This is a genomic window from Streptomyces daliensis, from assembly GCF_054782395.1.
Genome location: NZ_BAAGSO010000020.1, coordinates 1 through 18708, shown reverse-complemented (window position 1 = coordinate 18708; position 18708 = coordinate 1). Strand labels below are relative to the sequence as shown.

Genomic DNA, 18708 nt, shown 5'->3' with positions numbered 1-18708 from the left:
TGCTGCCGCCGTACGCTGGCGTCGTGATCACCGATGAGGACGCCGCGGTACGGCTGTGGCGCGAACGCGCCGAACGCGCCGAACGCGTCGAGGGCCGCGAGGGCCGCGAGGGCGGTGCGGGGGGCGTGCTGCTGGACGGCTTCCACGCGCTCAAGCACGCGCTGCGCTTCGGCGCCCGCGTCCCCCTCGCCCTGACGGAGGACCGGACGGCCGTGCTCCGGCTCGCCGGGGAACTGGCCCCGGACCTGACGGCGACCCTGGACGAGCTGCTGACCCAGGTCTCCCCGCGCACCCTGCGCGCCCTGGTGCCCCGCGTCCATCCGACGGGCGTCGTCGCGCTGGCCGAGCGGGATGACCCCGGGACCCGTAGCGCCCCAGCCGCCCGTACCGCCCCGCTCGTCGTGCTCGACAACCCCCGTCACCTGGGCAACATCGGCGCCGTGATCCGGCTGGCGGCGGGCGCGGGCGCGTCCGGGGTGTTCACGACGGGGTCCGTGGACCCCTGGCACCCGAACGTGGTCAGGGCGAGCGCGGGGCTGCACTTCGCCACCGCCGTGGAGCGGTGCGAGGCCGACGGCCTGCCGTCCGGGCCGCTCTACGCGCTCGACCCGGAGGGCCAGGACATCCGCTCCCTCGCCCTCCCCGACGACGCGCTGATCGCCTTCGGCTCGGAGCGGCACGGGCTCTCGCCCGAGCTGCGGGAACGCGCTGACCACCTCGTCGCGCTCCCCATGCGGCCCCTGGTCTCCAGCTACAACCTCGCGACCAGCGTCGCGATGACCCTCTACCACTGGATGGCGGCCCCGGTACCCGGGCGCTCCCCCGGTACGGGCCCGTAACCCCTCTCAGCGCCTCAGCGCCTCAGCGGTAGAGCGGCAGAGCGGCAGAGCGGGAGCGGCGGAGGCACGACGACGCGCGAGAGCCCGCGCTGCCGCCCTGCTGGGAGACGGCCGCACGGGCTCTTCTCGTTTCCGCTTCTCGCGTCACCGCGCCGGGCCCTGCCCGCCTCAGAGGTACGGGCCGCCCGAGCGGGTCTGGCGGCCCGCGAGGTCCTCGACGCCGGAGCCGCCGTCCTCGGGAAGAGTGCCGGGAGGCAGTGCCCTGCGCATCTGCTCCAACTGCGCCCGCGCCGCCATCTGCTGCGCGAACAGGGCCGTCTGGATGCCGTGGAACAGGCCCTCCAGCCAGCCGACGAGCTGGGCCTGCGCGATGCGCAGCTCGGCGTCCGTCGGCACGGAGCCGTCGGTGAACGGGAGCGACAGCCGCTCCAGCTCCTCGATCAGCTCCGGAGCGAGACCGTCCTCCAGCTCCTTGATGGAGCTGGTGTGGATCTCCTTGAGCCTGACCCGGCTCGCCTCGTCGAGAGGCGCGGACTTCACTTCTTCCAGTAGCTGCTTGATCATGCTTCCGATGCGCATGACCTTCGCCGGCTGTTCGACCATCTCCGTCACGGGGACCTCAGCCTGCTCATCGCCATCACTGTCACCGCCCTTGGGGGCAGTGCTGCCGAGAGCCATCCCGTCTGGTCCGACGACCAGGACCTGGGGGCTCTCCTGCGACCGTTCGTTGCTCGGCTGTGTCATACCCCCCATTCTGCACGCACTCCCGACCTCCACGGCCGACGAGTCCGCCCTCTCCGGGGTCCGTTCTCAGCGACGGCGCAGCCGCAGTGCCAGGAAGGCGAGGCCCAGGCCCATCGAGGTGAGCCCGGCGCCCAGCGGCAGGACCGGCAGTATCTGCTCGCGCGCTGCGGGCGCGGCCTCGACGGAGCCCTCGGGGCGCGGTTCGCGGCGGTCGGGCTCGTAGAGGTCGTGGTTGCCGACGGCCTGGTCGGAGTCGCGGGGAGCGGGCCTGCGCGTGCCCTCGCCGGAGGGCTTCTCCGTACGGGAAGGGCCCGTCGTCCCGTCGCCCTGCGGCTGCCCCTGCCCCTGCCCCCGCCCCTGGGCCTCGTCCGGGGTGCCCGGCCGCGCGGGCGAACGCGGCGCTACGGGCGCCGACTCGTCGCCCTGGTCACCGCGCCCGCCTTCGCTTTCGCCCCCGTCCCCGTCCCCGTCCCCGCCCTCGTCTCCGTCCCCGCTGTCGCTGTCCGAGGGCTGCCTGCCGGAGGGGCTCTGGCCGCCGTCCTCGTCCTGGGAGGCGTCCGTCTCGTCCGGCGAGGTCTCGCCGGGGGCGGTCCGCCCGGGCGTGCTCTGGCTGCTCTGGCCGTTCTGACCGGGGGAGGACGGGCCGTCCCCGTCCGGGCCGGTGCCGGTGCCGGTGCCGGTGCCGGTGTCGCTGTCCGGGACGTCGGGGACGTCCGGGTCGGGGACGGGGCCCGGCTCCTTGCCGTGGACGAGGGGGTCGGCGCCGGGCGCTCTGCTCGCGCGGCTGCCCGTGCCTGACGTCGTCGCCACGCCCTTGCCGGGAGCGCTCCGCGCGGCGTGCGCCGCACCTGGCGCCCCCGGTGCCTGCGGCGCCGCCTCGGCGGCGGTCGCGAGGGGGGCGGGGAGGGCCGCCGCGAGGCAGGCGACAAGGGCGACCGTTATGTGGCTGCGCTGCGACTGCCTCACGACTGAGTCCTCCCCGAGCCGGATCGTCCCTCGGTGTAACCAGCGTCACACGGCGGGACGAAACCGGCATTTCGGGCGGTTCTCCCAGGCTTCCCGGAGCACCCCGGGCCACCCCTGTGGGTTACCGCTCGTGCGGCTCCCCGGTCGTCAGCAGGATCTTGCCGACGTGGTCCCCCGCGTCGAGCGCACGGTGCGCCTCAGCCGCGTCGCTCATCGGCAGCTCGCGCTCCACCACGGGCCGCACCCGGCCGTCGGCCAGCAGCGGCCACACGTGCTCGCGCACCGCCGCCACGATGGCCGACTTCTCGGCTGCGGGCCGCCCGCGCAGTGAGGTCGCCGTGACCGCGCCCCGCTTGCCGAGCAGCGCTCCGAGGTTCAGCTCGCCCTTGGCGCCGCCCTGGAGGCCGATGATCGCGAGACGCCCGTTGACCGCGAGTGCCTTGACGTTCTGGTTCAGGTACTTGGCGCCGATGATGTCGAGGATGACGTCGGCGCCGTAGCCGTCCGTCGCCGCGTGCAGCTCTTCGACGAAGTCCTGCTCGCGGTAGTTGATCAGGATGTCGGCGCCCAGCTCGGCGCAGCGCTCCAGCTTCTCCTGGCTGCCCGCCGTGACCGCGACCCGCGCACCCACGGCCTTGGCGAGCTGGATCGCCATGGTGCCGATGCCGCTGGCGCCGCCGTGGATCAGCAGCGTCTCACCGGGGCGCAGGTGGGAGACCATGAAGACGTTCGACCAGACCGTGCACGTGACCTCTGGCAGCGCGGCGGCCGTGCGGACGTCCAGCCCCTCGGGCACGGGGAGCAGTTGCCCCGACTGCACGACGACCCGCTCGGCGTAGCCGCCGCCGCCCAGCAGCGCGCACACCTCGTCGCCGACGGACCAGCCGGAGACGCCGGGGCCGAGCGCCGCGATCCGGCCCGCGCACTCCAGACCGGGGTACGGGGAGGCGCCGGGCGGCGGGTCGTAGAAGCCCTGGCGCTGGAGGAGGTCGGCGCGGTTGACGGCGCTGGCCGCGACCTCGATCAGGACCTCGCCCTCGCCGGGCTCGGGGGCCGGGACCTCGGCCCAGACCAGCGCCTCGGGGCCGCCGGGCTCGGGGACGGTGACCGCGTGCATCGTGGCATCGGTGGAAGTGGAGTTACCCATGGGACTGACGCTACTCCGGCCCGGGGCCTCCCGGCCGGTCGCCCGCCCGCCCGGCCTCGTCGGCCTGCCGAGTCGTTCCGTCGGCCCCGTCGTTCCGTCGCGTCAGTCCGTGGGCCCGCCGCGCCGGTCGGTGGGGCCGCCTCGCCGGTCGGCGATCCCGTCGCGCCGGTCCGTCGCCCCGCCTCGCCGGTCGGCCGCGCCGCCGCCCGCCGCGGCGATCGGCCCCGTACCGGGCCCGCTGCCCGCTCCTGGGCCGCCGGGGTGCGGGGCAGGGGAGCGGTGGATGACGACTATCCGGTCGGTGGGCTCCAGCGGGTCGGCCGCCGGGTCGTCGAAGCCGAGCAGCCGGTGCCCGCGGACGACGGTGACCACCAGGTCGTCGCACTCGCGCGGCGAGCGGCCGACCTCGGCCTTGGTGACGGGGCGTTCGTTGAGGCTGAGCCCCGTGCCCTGCTGGATCAGGTCCTCCATGACGGAGCTGGCGTTGGGGCTCAGCACCGAGAGGCCCAGCAGGCGTCCCGCGGCGCTGGCGCTGGTGATCACGGAGTCGGCGCCCGACTGCCGCAGCAGCGGCGCGTTCTCCTCCTCGCGCACCGCCACGACGATCTTCAGCCGGGCGTTGAGCTGACGGGCCGTGAGGGTGACGAGGACCGCCGTGTCGTCGCGCTGCGCGGCGATGACGATCTGCTTGGCGCGCCGCACCTCGGCGCGGCCGAGCACCTCGCTGCGGGTCGCGTCGCCCAGGACGCTCGCGTAGCCCTCGTCGTTGGCCGCCTTGACCACATGGTGGTTGGGGTCGACGACCACGATCTGGTTCCTGGGCACGCCCGTCGAGAGCAGCGTCTGCGTCGCCGAGCGGCCCTTCGTACCGAAGCCGACGACGACGGTGTGGTCGCGCAACTGGGACCTCCAGCGGGACTGGCGCCACTGCTCGCGGGTGCGGTCCGTGAGCGCTTCGAGCGTGGTGCCGATGAGGATGATCAGGAAGATCACGCGCAGCGGCGTGATGAGCAGGATGTTGACGAGCCGCGCGGTGTCGCCGACGGGCGCGATGTCGCCGTAGCCGGTCGTGGAGAGCGTGACGGTCGTGTAGTAGACGCAGTCCAGGAACGAGACGTGGCCGTCGGCGTTGTCGTTGTACTCGTCGCGCTCCAGGTAGACGAGGAGCACGGTCGCCCACAGGACGCCGAAGGCCGCCAGCAGCCTGCGGGTCACCTGTCGGAGGGGACTGATCTCGGGCCGGGGCAGCAGGACGCGGTGCTGGTCGTTCACGTGTCTGTGGTCCTCACCAGGGGAGCGTCAGAAGCTGTACGTCCGTGCCCGGTGTTGCGCCTCCGGGCGGGACGACGGCGAGGGCGTTGGCGGTCGCGATGCCGCGGAGCATGGCGGGTCCGGTGTAGTGCAGGGGGCGGGCGAGGGACTCCGCCGGAGAGTACGCGACCGGGACGAGCCGGGTGTCGCGGGGGTGACCGTGCACCTCCTCGGACAGGGGCGCGCGGATCTCCTCCGGGGCGTGGCCGTGGTCCCGTTCCCGTCCGCGTTCCTGGTTCCGGTCCCGGCCTCGTCCCTGGTTCCGGTCCCGGTTGCGGTTCCGTTCGTGCGGGCGTCCGGCGAGGGTGCGTACCAGGGGCGCGGCCAGCGTGACCAGGCCGGAGAGCGCGGCCAGCGGATTGCCCGGCAGGCCGACGAGGTGCTGGCCGCCCGGCAGCCGGGCCAGCAGCATGGGGTGCCCGGGGCGCACGCGTACGCCGTCGATCAGGAGCCGCGCCCCCACACGCTCCAATGTGGGGTGGAGGTGGTCGACGGGGCCCGAGGCGGTGCCGCCCGTCGTCACGACGAGGTCAGCCGTGGTCGTGGCCACCGCCTCGTGCAGCGCCTCCGCGTCGTCGCCGAGCCGCCGCGTCACCAGCACCTCGGCGCCGAGCGCCGCGAGCCAGGGGCCCACCATCGGGCCGAGCGCGTCCCGGATCCGGCCGTCACGGGGCAGTCCCCGGTGCAGCAACTCGTCGCCCAGCACCAGCACTTCGGCCCGGGGACGGCGTACGACGGCCAGTTCGTCGTAGCCGGCGGCGGCCGAGAGGCCCAGCGCCGGCGGGGTCAGCGGGGTGCCCGGGGGCAGCAGCGTGTCGCCGGAGCGGCACTCCTGGCCGCGCGGGCGGATGTCGGTGCCCGGCTGCGGCGGTCGCTGGGTACGCAGCCGGCCGCCGACGGTCTCGCCGTACTCGGAGCGGAGCACGGCGCTCGCGCCCGGCGGGATGCGCGCTCCGGTCGCGATGCGGATGGCGTGGCCGTCGGCGAGCGGGGGCGGCTCGCGCCGGTCACCGGCGAGGATGCCCAGGCTGGGCGTGGCGGCCTGGTGCGTGCCGCTCTCCCCTGTATGTGTCCCGGTACGCGTCGTGCCCGGTGCGTCCTCGGCCTCCGGCGCGTCGGGGAGGTACGTCAACTCCCATGGTCCCGGGCCCGATACGGCCCAGCCGTCCATCGCCGAGGTGTCGAACGACGGCAGGTCGGTCAGCGCCGTCACGGGTGCCGCGAGCGTGTGGTGCAGCGCGCGGTCGAGGGGGAGCGTGACCGTGCCGAGGGGCGCGCCCGTGCGGGCCGCCAGGGCGTGGGCCTCGTGCCAGGTCGTGGGGTCGGCGTGCTGGTGGGGCGGCTGTGTGCGGGTGCTGTGCTGCGGGGGGCCGTCGGGCTGGGCCGGTGCGGCGTTCCCGGTTCCGGTTCGGGTTCCACCTCCGGTTCCGGTTCCGGTTCCGGTTCGGGTTCGGGTTCCGTTTCCAGGGCGGGACGAGGACGGCGACGGGGACGGGGAGGGCGCGGCCCGTTCCGGGGGCTCGCCGGGGCGCCGGTCGGGCGCTGGGCCCGAGGCGGAGCCACGGGAGGGGCCGCTGTTCCTGAGCACGCCGAGCCCTTCCAGTCCGTCCAGCCCGTCCAGTCCGTCCAGCTCGTCGGACGTCGTCGGAGGCGTCGTCGCTCCTCGCTGTGGGGGCGGCGGCTGCCCGTCACCCCGGTAGTTGGCCAGTGCGATTGCCTCGTCCAGCTCGTCCGCGCCGCTCATCGTCCGTCGTCCGCACCCTTCGTCTTGCCGTCGCCCGCCGCTCCCCCGTCCTCTGCCTCGTCCGCTGCTCCGGCGGATTCTTCCTCCGCCCAGCGCAGCGCCAGCGCCGCCGCCTTGCGGGCGGCTTCGGCGACATCCTCGGGGGAGCCCCCCTTCGCCGCCGCCGCGTATCCCACGAGGAAGGTGGTCAGGGGCGCGGCGGGGCGCGCCACGTTGTGCGCGGCGTCGCGCGCGAGGTCGAGAAGGGCAGCGGTGTCCACATCGAGGTGATCGATGCCGAGTTCGCTCTTGACTGCGGAAGTCCATTCGTCCAGCACGGTGCCATGCTCCCTGATACGGGCTCTCGCGGCGGCGATGTCGTCCCAGGTGTCGCAGTCGAGAGCGTCGGACGCGGTGATGCGCCGAAGTCTCAGCTCCGGGAGGAGAAGCCGCAAGGGCAGGTTGCCGAGCCGCCCGTACTCGGTCTGGAGCAGGGCCAGTTCACGGCGCAGCGGCTCCGCGCGATAGGCGGCGAGGAGGGGTTGGTCGCGCCCGTCGTTGACGACGGCACCCTCGTACGCGTCCTCGTCCTCGTCCCCAGTCCCGGCGTCCAGGAGCGCCCGCACCGTCGGGACGCGAAGGAAGGGCAGGTCGGCGGAGAGGACGAGCACCGTCGCCGCCGTCGTGCGGCGCAGACCGGCGTCCAGCGCGGCGAGCGGGCCACCGCCCGGCGGGTCCTCGCGGACCCAGGTGACGGGGCGGTGGGTGGGGCGGCGCGGCCCGACGACGACGGTGGCGGAGGCGTCGGCGCACGCCGACAGCACCCGGTCCAGCAGGGAGCGGCCCCCGACGGTGAGCGCGGGCTTGTCGGCGCCGCCGAGGCGGCGGGCACCGCCGCCCGCGAGGACGATCGCGTCGTACGGGGCCCGTGTGCCGTGCGGGCCGGGTGCGTCGTTCGGAACCGGTACGTCGTCGTGGGTGTGCGTCACGCCCTAGAGCGTACGGAGCAGCACCGCGGGTTGTTCCACGCAGTCCGCGACGTACCGCAGGAAGCCGCCCGCCGTACCCCCGTCGCACACCCTGTGGTCGAAGGTGAAGGAGAGCTGCGTGACGGACCTGACCGCCAGCTCGCCGTTCACCACCCACGGCTTCTCGGCTATCCGGCCGACGCCGAGCATGGCCGCCTCGGGGTGGTTCAGGATCGGGGTCGAGCCGTCGACGCCGAACACGCCGTAGTTGTTGAGGGTGAAGGTGCCGCCGGTGAGATCGGCGGGGGTGAGCGTGCCCGCGCGGGCCGCCTCGGTGAGGCGGGACATCTCCGCGCCGAGCGCGGCGGCGCCGAGCGTGTGCGCGTTCCGTACGACGGGGACCACGAGACCGCGCTCGGTCTGCGCCGCGAACCCGAGGTGCACCTCGGACAGTTGCACGATCTCGCGCGCCTTGGTGTCCACCGTCGCGTTCAGCTCGGGGAAGCGGGCGAGGGCCGCCGTGCAGATGCGGGCCAGGAGCGCGAGGAGGGAGACCTTGCCGCCCTCGTCCGTACGTGCCGCGTCCGTACGTGCTTCGTCCGTACGCGACGCGTTCATGGCGCGGCGCGCCGCCAGCAGCTCCGTGGCGTCGGCGTCCACCCAGCACGAGGCGTCCGGGATCTCGTGCCTGCTCCGCGAGAGCTTGTCGGCGACGGTGCCCCTGAGGCCGGTCAGCGGGATGCGCCGGACCGTGCCGGAAGCCGTGGTGGGTGCCGTGGCCGTTGTCGCGGGCGCCGTGGCCGCCGGGGCGCCCCCGGCGAGGGCCCGCGCCGCGCGTTCGACGTCGGCGCGCATGATGAGCCCGTCAGGCCCGGTGCCGCTCACCTCGCGGAGGTCCACGCCGTGTTCGCGGGCGAGACGCCGTACGAGCGGGGAGATCACCGCCACCGGTTCGGCACCCCGGCCGGGCGCACCCTGGGACGCGCCCGCCGACGCGCCCGCTCCCGTGTCCGCCGAGGCCACGGTGGAGAGCGGTCCGCGCACCCGGCGACGCCGCGCCGCCGGAGCCTGCGTGCCGTACCCCACCAGGACGTTGCCGGACGCCTCCTCGCCGCCCGGGGGCCTGGCGCCCGTGCCGCTGCCATTGACGCTCCCGGCGACGACCGGAGCCGTCGCCCCACCGCCCCCTTCGCCGCCGCCACCCGCACCGGCGCCCCGGCCGTCACCGGGACCACCCGCAGCACCGGGGCCACCCGCAGCACCGGGGCCACCCGCAGCACCCGGAGCGCTCGGAGCACCCTGGTCACCCGGGGCCCCCTGCGCGCCGTCGGCCCCGGCCTCGTGCCCGCCGTCGGAGGGCGCCGCGCCCACGGCGACCGTCACCAGCGGCGTCCCCACGGGAATCTCCGCGCCCTCCTCGCCGTAGCGCGCAGTGATCACCCCGGCGTACGGGCAGGGGACCTCCACCAGCGCCTTGGCCGTCTCAACCTCGACGACGTGCTGGTCCACAGCGACCACGTCCCCCGGTGCGACGAGCCACTGCACGATCATGGCCTCCGTCAGGCCCTCCCCCAGATCGGGCAGGGTGAACTCGCGGACCTCCGCCATCAGTGACCGCTCCCCTCGCGTCCGACGCGGCTCTCGACCCAGTCACTCTCCCACTGCAACCGTGCCACCGTGTCCAGAATCCGGTCCACGCCCGGCAGATGGTGCCGCTCCAGCATGGGCGGCGGGTAGGGGATGTCGAAGCCCGCGACGCGCAGCACCGGGGCCTCCAGATAGTGGAAGCAGCGCTCGCCGATCCGGGCCGCCAGCTCGCCGCCAGGGCCTGCGAACCCCGGCGACTCGTGCACGACGACGGCCCGGCCCGTACGCCGTACGGACGCGACCACGGTCTCCTCGTCGAGGGGGACGAGCGAGCGCAGATCGACGACTTCGAGGTCCCAGCCCTCGGCGCGCGCCGCCTCGGCGGCCTCCAGGCAGACGGGGACCGAGGGCCCGTAGGTGATCAGAGTGGCCGACGTGCCCTCCCTGCGGACCACGGCGCGCCCTATGTCCGGCACCGGCACGGGCTCCTCGGGCGACCAGTCGGCCTTGCCCCAGTAGAGCCGCTTGGGCTCCATGAAGATGACCGGATCGTCGCTCTCGATGGACCGCCTCAGCAGTCCGTAGGCGTCCGCGACGGTGGCGGGCGTGACGACGTGCAGTCCGGGCGTCGCCATGTAGTACGCCTCGGAGGAGTCGCTGTGGTGCTCCACCCCGCCGATTCCGCCCCCGTACGGCACGCGCACGGTGAGCGGCATCGGCAGCGCGCCGCGTGTGCGGTTGCGCATCCGGGAGACGTGCGAGACCAGTTGCTCGAAGGCCGGGTAGCCGAACGCGTCGAACTGCATCTCCACGACGGGCCGCAGCCCGTACATCGCCATGCCGACGGCCGTGCCGAGGATCCCGGCCTCGGCCAGCGGCGTATCGGCGCAGCGTGCGGCGCCGAACTCCTTCGCGAGCCCGTCGGTGACCCGGAAGACGCCGCCGAGCGTGCCGACGTCCTCGCCGAGCAGGTGCACGCTCGGGTCCTCGGCCATCGCGTCGCGCAGCGCGCGGTTCAGCGCCTGCGCCATCGAGGACCGCGTACGGGCGCCACGGCCCGCTCCCGCTCCTGCCCCGGCTCCCGTCCCCGTACCGGTACCGGTGCCCGCTCCGGTTTCCGTCCTCGTCCCCGCACTCATCGGGCGTCTCCCCCTTCGCTCCCCGTGCCCGCCGTGTCCGTGCCCGTCCCGGCTTCGGCTTCCGCTTCCAGCTCGGCGCGCAGCCGCTCGGCCTGCTCGCGCAGCCGCGCCGTGTCGCGGGCGAAGACGTGGTCGAAGAGATCGGCGGGGCGCAGTTCCGCGTCCGCGTTCATCCGTTCGCGCAGCTTCGCGGCCATGTCCTCGGCGGCCCGCGCCGCCTCCCGCACGCCCTCCTCGTCGAGCAGGCCCCGCTCCCGCAGCTCCCGCTCCAGCAGCGCGACGGGATCGTGCGCGCGCCAGGCGGCGACCTCGTCGTCCGTGCGGTAGCGGGTGGCGTCGTCGGCGTTCGTGTGGGCCTCGACGCGGTACGTGACGGCCTCGACCAGCGTCGGCCCCCCGCCCGCGCGGGCGCGGGCTACGGCCTCGGAGAGGACCTGGTGCACGGCCGGCGCGTCGTTCCCGTCGACCAGACGGCCCGGCATCCCGTACCCGACGGCCTTGTGGGCCAGAGAGGGCGCGGCGGTCTGCTTGGCGAGGGGCACGGAGATCGCGAAGCCGTTGTTCTGGACGAGGAAGACGACGGGCGCCTGCCACACGGCCGCGAAATTGAGCGCCTCGTGGAAATCGCCCTCGCTCGTGCCGCCGTCCCCGACCATGGCCAGCGCCACCACGTCGTCACCCTGGAGGCGCGCGGCGTGCGCCAGGCCGACGGCGTGCGGGAGCTGGGTGGCGAGCGGGGTGCACAGGGGAGCGACGCGGGTGGCGCGCGGGTCGTAACCGGAGTGCCAGTCACCGCGCAGCAGGGACAGCACCTCGACCGGGTCCAGGCCCCTGGCGACGGCCGCGAGGGTGTCGCGGTAGCTGGGAAAGAGCCAGTCCCGCTCCTCCAGCGCCAGCGCGGCGGCCACCTGGCTGGCCTCCTGGCCCGTGGACGAGGGGTACACGGCGAGGCGGCCCTGCTTGGTGAGGGCCGTGGCCTGCTCGTTGTACCGCCGCCCGCGCACCAGCTCTCCGTACAGCTCCCGCAGCAGCCCGGCGTCCAGCTTCGCGCCGGTGCCGAGCAGCCGGTGCGGCTCGGCGTCGGGCAGGAGGGGAGCGGGGTCCAGGCGGGGGCGCCAGGCCGGGGGCGGCGCGAGGCGGTAGGCACCGGGCTGCTCTAGGACCGTCATGACGAGCACCTCCTCATGGGAAGCCGCGAAGGGGCGGGAAGCCTGGTGGGCTTCCCTACCGATTGTTCGGTCGCTGGCACATTTTGGCTACAGGCACCCTCTGCCTGTGGACAAACGGCCCAGTAGTGCGTTCGATATCAGCAGGACGTCCAGGGAGGGGAGGCCGCAGGGCATGCCGGACGAACAGATGGTCACCGACGACATCCCGCGTCCTCCGGCCCGTCCCCTCGACGCGATCGACAGGGACATCCTGCGGCTGCTGCGTTCGGACGGCCGCGCCTCGGTGCGGTCCGTCGCCGAGCAGGTCCACGTCTCGCGCGCCAACGCGTACGCGCGCATCAACCGCCTCATCGAGGACGGCGTGATACGCGGCTTCAGCGCCCGTGTCGACCAGGAAAGGGCAGGTCAGGGCGCCTCCGCCTACATCACGCTCAAGATCGTCCAGGACTCGTGGCGCAGCGTGCGGGAACAGCTCAGGGAGCTTCCGGGTGCCTCCCACATCGCGCTGGTCAGCGGCGATTTCGACGTCCTGCTGCTGGTCCACACGCCCGACAACAGGGCGCTGCGCGATCTGGTGCTCACCCGTATCCAGTCCATACCGGAAGTGCTCAGCACGCGGACGCTGCTGGTCTTCGAGGAGACCGACCTCGAACCGGAGGCGTGAGGGGCGGGAGTGTCAGGCGTCCGGGCGGCTCAGGGGCCCGCCCGCGCCCGTCAGGTGACGCGCAGACCCGCGAAGGCGGTACGGACGACGGCCTCCGCGACCTCCTCGCTGGTGGTGGCGCCGCGTCCGGCCCGCCCTGGGCGGTACCACTCGACGATCGAGTTGATCATCCCGAAGAGCAGCCGCGTCGCGAGCCGTACGTCCACGTCGGCGCGCAGATCCCCGTCGGCCGTCGCCTGTTTCAGCAGCTCGGCGACCCGCTGGTCGAACTCGCGGCGCCGCTCCATCGCCCACCGCTCGGTGTCGGTGTTGCCGCGCACGCGCAGGAGGAGCGTGACGTAGGGCAGCTCGGTCATCAGCACCTCGACGGTGCGGCGGGTGACGTGTTCGAGCCTGTCGACCGCGCGGCCCTCGCGGGCGCGGGGTTCCTCCAGGATGCCGAAGAGCCCGTCCAGGGCCCGGCTTATCGCGCGCCGCAGCAGCTCCTCCTTGCCGCGGACGTGGTGGTAGATGGAGGACTTGGAGATCCCGGCGGCTTTGGAGAGGTGCTCCATCGACGTGCCGTCGTAGCCGCGCTCGTTGAACACCCGCACGGCGACCGTGAGCAGCGAGTCCGGCGTGTACGTGTCGCGCTTGTAGGCGTCGCGCTTGGCTGGCATGCCGCCGATGCTATCCGCGCCGCTGACCGAGTTATCCACAGGCTTACGAGCCCCCTTGCCCCGACCGATCGTTCGGTAGCAGTATCTGTCCTGTGCCGGGGAAGCGCACCCCCCCCGGCGCACCCCGGCCGTCGCGGCCGTTGCCTGCCGCCCATCCATTCATCCAGCTCAGCGAGGAGTTGGTCGCTCGTGACCACCGGACTCAGCACAGCGCAGCTCATCGAGAAGCACCGCCCGGCCCGTGACCGGGCGCTGGAGGCGATCCGCAGCCGGGAATTCTGGTCCCCGCACCCCGAGCACCCCAAGGCGTACGGCGAGGGCGGTTCCCTGAGCGCGGAAGCGGGCCAGGCCGCGTTCGACGCGCTGCGCGGCACCCGATTCGCGCTCGACGACCAGCCGGGGGCCGATGGCGAGTGGACCGCCACCGAGTCCTCTCCCTACGGCCTGGAGCTGGGCATCTCCTATCCGCACATGGACGCCGATGTGCTGCTGCCCGCCATGCGCGCGGCGATGCCCGCGTGGCGCGCGGCGGGGCCGGAGGTCCGCGCTGCCGTGTGTCTGGAGATCCTGTCGCGCATCAGCGCCCGCACGCACGAGTTCGCGCACGCGGTCATGCACACCAGCGGCCAGGCGTTCATGATGGCCTTCCAGGCGGGCGGCCCCCACGCGCAGGACCGCGGCATGGAGGCGGTGGTGTACGCGTACGAGGAGCAGACCCGCACCCCCGAGTCCGCCTCCTGGTCCAAGCCCCAGGGCAAGCGCGATCCCCTCGATCTCAGCAAGCGGTTCACCGCAGTGGGGCGCGGCGTCTCCCTCCTCGTCGGCTGCAACACCTTCCCGACGTGGAACGGCTATCCGGGCTTCTTCGCCTCCCTCGCCACCGGGAATCCGGTGCTGGTGAAGCCGCACCCGCGCGCGGTGCTGCCCCTCGCGCTCACCGTGCGGATCGCCCGCGAGGTGCTCGCCGAGTCCGGGTTCGATCCGAATCTGGTCGCGCTGGCCGCCGAGCGCGAGGGCGAGGGCCTGGCCAAGGAGCTGGCGCTGCGCCCCGAGGTCCGCATCATCGACTACACCGGCTCCACCGCCTTCGGCGACTGGCTGGAGGCCAACGCGCTCCAGGCCCGCGTCTTCACCGAGAAGGCCGGGGTCAACACCGTCGTGATCGATTCCACCGACGACTACAAGGGGATGCTGGCCAACCTCGCCTTCTCCCTCTCGCTCTACAGCGGTCAGATGTGCACCACCCCGCAGAACCTGCTGATCCCGAGGGGCGGCATCAGCACGGACGCGGGCGAGAAGAGCTATGACGAGGTGGTGGCCGATCTGGCCACGGCCGTCTCCAAGCTCCTGGGGGACGATGCCCGTGCCAACGCGCTGCTGGGCGCCATCGTCAACCCCCAGGTGCGCGAGCGCATCGAGTCCGCGCCCTCGCTCGGCGAGGTGGCCCTGCCCTCCCGTGCGGTGGAGCACCCCGATTTCCCGGACGCCACCGTCCGCACCCCGGTGATCGTCAAGCTGGAGTCCGCGAAGCCCGATGCCGAGGCCGTCTATCTCTCGGAGTGCTTCGGGCCCGTCTCCTTCGCGGTGGCCGTCGATTCCACGGCGGACGCGGTGTCCCTCCTGCGCGGCACCATCCGGGACAAGGGCGCGATGACCGTCGGCGCCTACACCACCTCGCCGGACGCCGAGCGCCTGATCGAGGACGCCTGCCTGGACGAGTGCGCCCAGCTCTCCCTCAACCTCACCGGAGGGGTGTACGTCAACCAGACCGCCGCCTTCTCGGACTTCCACGGCTCGGGCGGCAACCCGGCGGCGAACGCGGCGCTGTGCGACGGCGCGTTCGTCTCGGACCGCTTCCGCACGGTGGAGGTGAGGCGCCCGGCCTAGACACAGACGCGGGCGCGGAGGCGGACCCGGCGGCAAGCGGCTCCGGCTGCTCCGGCTACTCCGGCTTGCCGGTGGAGACGGTCAGGTCGATGGAGTCCTTCTTGGGGTCGAAGTCGTCCAGGTCGTCGGGGGACTGCTCCAGGACCATGTTCTTGCCCCAGACGTTCTCGTCCTCGTACGAGACGTCGCCCAGCTTCCACCCGGCCTCGCGGATGCACTGCTTCACCGAGGACAGGTTCTTGTAGGTGAACTCGGGGATGAGAACCTTGGACTTGTCGTTGTAGCTCTCGGTCGCGTCCGTGCACTTGGTGGAGTCGATGGTCTTGGTCTTGTCCTCGGGCTTGAACTGGTCGGTGTCGTCCGAGTCCGAGCTGGCGTCCTCGCCGCCGCTGCCGCCCGTGCCCGCCGGTTCCTGGGACGTCGCGCCGCCCGACCCGCCACCGGCCTGGGGCTCCTCCTCGCCGCCGCTGTTCATGCTGATCGCGATGATCAGCGCGGCGACGACCACGATGGCCGCGACGGCGGAGCCGATGATCACCGGGGTGTTGTTCTTGCCGCCGCCACCGTTCCCCGAGGGGGTGGGCGACATGGCGTACGGCGGCGGGGTGTGGGCGCCGCCCTGGTAGGGGGAGCCCGTCGCGTAGCCCGGCTGGCCCATGGGCGCGGGGCCCGTGGCGGGCGGCGGGGTCGAGGGGCCGAAGCCGCCGTACTGCCCCTGGTAGGGCTGCTGCACACTGCCGGGCGGCGGGGTGCCCTGCGCCTGCCCGACGGGCGGGAAGACGGCCTGGCCCACGCCCGCGCCGCTGTTCGCCGCCGGGACGCCGCCGACGATCATCGGGTTGGCCCCGGAGGCCGCGCCGGAGCCGCCGATGCGATGGCACTCGTCGTGCATCGACTCGGCGGAGGGGAAACGTTCGTTGGGGTTCTTCTTCAGCGTGCGCGCGATCATCGCGTCCACGGCGGGCGGGATCGCCTGGTTGATCGAGGAGGGGACGGGCGGCTCCTCCTGCACATGCGCGTACGCGATGGCCAGCGGCGAGTCCGCGTCGAAGGGCAGCCGTCCCGTCAGCAGCTCGAAGAGCATGATGCCGACGGAGTAGAGGTCGGAGCGGGCGTCCACACCGCGCCCGAGCGCCTGCTCGGGGGAGAGGTACTGCGGGGTGCCCACGACCATGCCGGTCTGCGTCATCGAGGTGACCCCGGACTGCATGGCCCGCGCGATGCCGAAGTCCATGACCTTGACGACGCCGCGCTTGGTCACCATCACGTTGCCGGGCTTGATGTCGCGGTGCACCAGGCCCATTTCGTGGCTGACCTCGAGCGCTGCCAGCACATCACCGGTGATCTTGAGGGCCTTCTCGGTCGGCATGGCGCCGAACTGCGCCACGTCCTCGTCCAGCACGCTGCGCAGCGGCTTGCCCTCGACGTACTCCATGACGATGTACGGGACCATCGAGCCGTCGATCTCGTCCTCGCCGGAGTCGAAGACGGAGACGATGTTGGTGTGCGTGAGCTTCGCCACTGCCTGCGCCTCGCGCCGGAAGCGCTCACGGAAGGACTGCTCGCGCCCCAGCTCGGTGTGCAGCGTCTTGACCGCGACCTGGCGGTCGAGCACCGAGTCGTAGGCGAGATACACGGAGGCCATGCCACCCGCGCCGAGCAGGCTCTGAAGCTGGAAGCGCCCCCCGCCGACCGTACGGCCCAAATACTGTGCGGCTGCCTGTGCGCCGTCGTCGCTCATCTGACTGCTTCCCCCTCGGCGGCGCTGCCCCCGCGCAGGTACGTCCCCGGAGCTTCCCGAGGGGGCTCCGACGATCCAGTGACAATTGATCCAGTGACAATGATCCTGATCCTGGCCCAAGTCTGCCGGAGGGCTCTAGTACGTCAAGCTCGTTGCCCGTTCCGTAACCGGATGCGCATCCTGTGCCCACAGGTGTGGCCGTCCTGTCGCGGTCCGCTCGCGGTCTGCGAACTTGCCAGTCAGGTACCGCAGCCGCTTGGATGACTCCTCCGTCCCCATCCAAGTACCTCCTCCGAGCCTGTAGCCTCCAAGCGGGGGTCGGGACATCCCCAGCGAAGCGGGGGAGTACGTACCGCGCGCGGCGCGGAACCGAAATCGACGGCGAGGACTGATGGCTCAGACGCAGGCCGCCGGGGGCCCTTCGGACCCCGACGCGAACGGCGGCTCCATGCCGGATTCGCCGGAGTTGTGGGGAAACCAGGGGCTGGTCGGTGACGGCCGCTACCGCCTGACCTACCGACTCGGCCGCGGCGGCATGGCAGAGGTCTTCGCAGCCGAGGACCTTCGCCTCGGCCGTACGGTCGCCGTCAAGCTGCTCCGCCCCGATCTCGCGGAGGACCCGGTCTCCAAGGCCCGGTTCACCCGCGAGGCGCAGTCCGTCGCGGGGCTCAACCACCACTCCGTGGTCGCCGTGTACGACTCCGGCGAGGAGCAGATCGGCGGCAACATCACGCCGTACATCGTGATGGAGCTGGTCGAGGGCCGCACCATCCGCGATCTGCTGCTGAACGCCGACGCTCCGCCGGCCGACCAGGCGCTGATCATCGTCGCGGGCGTCCTGGAGGCCCTGGCCTACAGCCACCAGCACGGCATCGTGCACCGCGACATCAAGCCCGCCAACGTCATCATCACCAACACCGGCGCGGTCAAGGTGATGGACTTCGGCATCGCCCGCGCCCTGCACGGCGCCTCCAACACCATGACCCAGACGGGCATGGTCATGGGCACCCCGCAGTACCTCTCCCCCGAGCAGGCCCTCGGCAAGACCGTCGACACCCGCTCGGACCTCTACGCCACGGGCTGTCTGCTCTACGAGCTGCTCACGCTCAGACCCCCCTTCACCGGCGAGACTCCCCTCTCGGTCGTCTATCAGCATGTGCAGGACGACCCGTCGCTCCCCTCCGAGGTCTCCGACGCGGTGCCGCCGGAGCTGGACGGGCTGGTCATGCGTTCGCTGGCCAAGGACCCCGACGACCGCTTCCAGACCGCCGAGGAGATGCGCGGTCTGACGCAGTACGCGCTCCAGATGCTCCACGAGCAGGGCGGCCACACCGGCGGCATCTGGAACACGGGCCCCGTCGCGCACGCCGGCGGCTCCACCCCCGCCATGGGCGTGCCCGGCGCCGATGCCCGCCAGCACCCCCAGCACGGCGACACCTCCCAGCTCGGCCCGCCCCTGCTGATGGGCCGCCCCGACCGCGACGACGGCGGCTTCGAGGGCGGACACCGGGGCGGCGGCGGGCGCGGCAGCGGCGTCAAGTACGCGCTGATCGCCTTCCTCGCCGTGATCGCCATCGCGGGCGGCATCTTCTTCGCGCTCAACTCCGGCTCGGACGACGGGGACAAGACACCCAAGCCCGACACCTCCAGCTCGGCGCCCAAGGACGAGAAGACCTCGGACGAGCCGTCCGTGACGCCGACGGAGACCGAGGAAGAGGACCCGGGCACCAGCACGGGCGACACCGGCGACTACTCGCCGACCCCGACGTACTCGGAGAGCCGGCCCACCGACCCCGAGACGACCCCGTCGAACCAGCCCACGGGGCGCCCGACCGAGACCAGCTCCGGCAGCGGCGGCAACTCCTCGAACGGCGGCGGCAGCGGCGGCGACACCTCGGACCCGACGGACGAGGACCCCTCGCCCCCGGACGACGACGGCGGCAACACGAACCAGGGTTCGGATGACGGCGGTGCCGCTGCGGACGGCGGCGGCGCGGCGGAGAACTGACCCGTAGCGACGGAGCGGTTCACCGACTGAGTGACGGAGTGTGCGAGGCCCCGGCCCACGGCCGGGGCCTCGCCCGTTGTGCGCCCAGCATGGGCGATTGCTTGGGGGTGGAAGTCCCCTGGGGGAAGAGGTGGTGCTAACCCCGAGCCGGAGGCA

At 73.0% G+C, this 18708-nt stretch carries 15 protein-coding genes; 4 read left to right on the top strand and 11 right to left on the bottom strand.

Features of this window, described 5'->3' with window-relative positions:
- Positions 1 to 23: 23 nt before the first annotated feature.
- On the top strand, positions 24 to 839 hold the full coding sequence (locus ACYVOO_RS05295; RefSeq protein WP_461014461.1) for a TrmH family RNA methyltransferase: 816 nt from the start codon (positions 24 to 26) through the stop codon (positions 837 to 839).
- 168 nt (positions 840 to 1007) lie between these two features.
- Here ACYVOO_RS05295 and ACYVOO_RS05290 read toward each other — a convergent pair whose 3' ends face one another.
- From ACYVOO_RS05290 to pdhA, 9 genes are all read right to left on the bottom strand, one after another.
- Positions 1008 to 1583, bottom strand: a complete 576-nt coding sequence (locus tag ACYVOO_RS05290) for a bacterial proteasome activator family protein (protein WP_453349248.1) — start codon at positions 1581 to 1583, stop codon at positions 1008 to 1010.
- 66 nt (positions 1584 to 1649) lie between these two features.
- Entirely contained in the window at positions 1650 to 2549 is a 900-nt protein-coding gene (locus ACYVOO_RS05285; protein ID WP_461014460.1) for a hypothetical protein, read from the bottom strand.
- 121 nt (positions 2550 to 2670) lie between these two features.
- Positions 2671 to 3666, bottom strand: coding sequence for an NAD(P)H-quinone oxidoreductase (locus tag ACYVOO_RS05280; protein ID WP_461014497.1), 996 nt, complete (start codon positions 3664 to 3666; stop codon positions 2671 to 2673).
- Between the two features lie 132 nt (positions 3667 to 3798).
- Positions 3799 to 4968, bottom strand: coding sequence for a potassium channel family protein (locus ACYVOO_RS05275; protein ID WP_461014459.1), 1170 nt, complete (start codon positions 4966 to 4968; stop codon positions 3799 to 3801).
- Positions 4969 to 4981: 13 nt separating this feature from the next.
- On the bottom strand, positions 4982 to 6751 hold the full coding sequence (locus tag ACYVOO_RS05270; protein WP_461014458.1) for a molybdopterin molybdotransferase MoeA: 1770 nt from the start codon (positions 6749 to 6751) through the stop codon (positions 4982 to 4984).
- Positions 6748 to 7719: an NTP transferase domain-containing protein gene (locus tag ACYVOO_RS05265; protein ID WP_461014457.1), complete on the bottom strand. Its 972-nt coding sequence runs from the start codon at positions 7717 to 7719 to the stop codon at positions 6748 to 6750. The genes ACYVOO_RS05270 and ACYVOO_RS05265 overlap by 4 nt, the downstream gene beginning before the upstream one ends.
- Positions 7720 to 7722: 3 nt before the next feature.
- Complete coding sequence (locus ACYVOO_RS05260) at positions 7723 to 9306, bottom strand: dihydrolipoamide acetyltransferase family protein (RefSeq protein WP_461014456.1); 1584 nt, start codon at positions 9304 to 9306, stop codon at positions 7723 to 7725.
- A complete protein-coding gene (locus ACYVOO_RS05255; protein WP_461014496.1) occupies positions 9306 to 10316 on the bottom strand; it encodes an alpha-ketoacid dehydrogenase subunit beta in 1011 nt (336 codons plus the stop codon). Before ACYVOO_RS05255 ends, ACYVOO_RS05260 begins: the two co-directional genes overlap by 1 nt.
- A gap of 104 nt (positions 10317 to 10420) precedes the next feature.
- Positions 10421 to 11593, bottom strand: a complete 1173-nt coding sequence (gene pdhA, locus ACYVOO_RS05250; RefSeq protein WP_461014455.1) for a pyruvate dehydrogenase (acetyl-transferring) E1 component subunit alpha — start codon at positions 11591 to 11593, stop codon at positions 10421 to 10423.
- A gap of 172 nt (positions 11594 to 11765) precedes the next feature.
- On the opposite strand from pdhA, the gene ACYVOO_RS05245 reads away from it, so the two are divergent.
- Positions 11766 to 12257 (top strand): Lrp/AsnC family transcriptional regulator, encoded by a 492-nt coding sequence (locus ACYVOO_RS05245; RefSeq protein WP_453349242.1) that lies wholly within the window; start codon positions 11766 to 11768, stop codon positions 12255 to 12257.
- Between the two features lie 50 nt (positions 12258 to 12307).
- On the opposite strand, the gene ACYVOO_RS05240 is transcribed toward ACYVOO_RS05245, so the two are convergent.
- Positions 12308 to 12916, bottom strand: a complete 609-nt coding sequence (locus ACYVOO_RS05240; RefSeq protein WP_461014454.1) for a TetR/AcrR family transcriptional regulator — start codon at positions 12914 to 12916, stop codon at positions 12308 to 12310.
- Positions 12917 to 13105: 189 nt separating this feature from the next.
- Here ACYVOO_RS05240 and paaN point away from each other — a divergent pair, with 189 nt between their 5' ends.
- The gene (gene paaN, locus ACYVOO_RS05235) at positions 13106 to 14803 is read left to right on the top strand and encodes a phenylacetic acid degradation protein PaaN (RefSeq protein ID WP_461014453.1); all 1698 of its coding nucleotides are present in this window, start codon (positions 13106 to 13108) and stop codon (positions 14801 to 14803) included.
- Positions 14804 to 14858: 55 nt separating this feature from the next.
- Here paaN and ACYVOO_RS05230 read toward each other — a convergent pair whose 3' ends face one another.
- Positions 14859 to 16544 (bottom strand): protein kinase domain-containing protein, encoded by a 1686-nt coding sequence (locus ACYVOO_RS05230; protein WP_461014452.1) that lies wholly within the window; start codon positions 16542 to 16544, stop codon positions 14859 to 14861.
- A 391-nt stretch (positions 16545 to 16935) separates the two neighbouring features.
- Here ACYVOO_RS05230 and ACYVOO_RS05225 point away from each other — a divergent pair, with 391 nt between their 5' ends.
- Positions 16936 to 18552 (top strand): protein kinase domain-containing protein, encoded by a 1617-nt coding sequence (locus tag ACYVOO_RS05225; RefSeq protein WP_461014451.1) that lies wholly within the window; start codon positions 16936 to 16938, stop codon positions 18550 to 18552.
- Positions 18553 to 18708: the final 156 nt, after the last annotated feature.

What these genes read in the sequence shown, in the direction of transcription:
- ACYVOO_RS05225 (WP_461014451.1), top strand. Translation starts at nt 16,936, where the DNA reads ATGGCTCAGACGCAGGCCGCCGGGGGCCCTTCGGACCCCGACGCGAAC.
- ACYVOO_RS05290 (WP_453349248.1), bottom strand. Translation starts at nt 1,583, where the DNA reads ATGACACAGCCGAGCAACGAACGGTCGCAGGAGAGCCCCCAGGTCCTG.
- ACYVOO_RS05230 (WP_461014452.1), bottom strand. Translation starts at nt 16,544, where the DNA reads ATGAGCGACGACGGCGCACAGGCAGCCGCACAGTATTTGGGCCGTACG.
- ACYVOO_RS05255 (WP_461014496.1), bottom strand. Translation starts at nt 10,316, where the DNA reads ATGGCGCAGGCGCTGAACCGCGCGCTGCGCGACGCGATGGCCGAGGAC.
- pdhA (WP_461014455.1), bottom strand. Translation starts at nt 11,593, where the DNA reads ATGACGGTCCTAGAGCAGCCCGGTGCCTACCGCCTCGCGCCGCCCCCG.
- ACYVOO_RS05280 (WP_461014497.1), bottom strand. Translation starts at nt 3,666, where the DNA reads ATGCACGCGGTCACCGTCCCCGAGCCCGGCGGCCCCGAGGCGCTGGTC.
- ACYVOO_RS05270 (WP_461014458.1), bottom strand. Translation starts at nt 6,751, where the DNA reads ATGAGCGGCGCGGACGAGCTGGACGAGGCAATCGCACTGGCCAACTAC.
- ACYVOO_RS05240 (WP_461014454.1), bottom strand. Translation starts at nt 12,916, where the DNA reads ATGCCAGCCAAGCGCGACGCCTACAAGCGCGACACGTACACGCCGGAC.
- ACYVOO_RS05260 (WP_461014456.1), bottom strand. Translation starts at nt 9,306, where the DNA reads ATGGCGGAGGTCCGCGAGTTCACCCTGCCCGATCTGGGGGAGGGCCTG.
- ACYVOO_RS05245 (WP_453349242.1), top strand. Translation starts at nt 11,766, where the DNA reads ATGCCGGACGAACAGATGGTCACCGACGACATCCCGCGTCCTCCGGCC.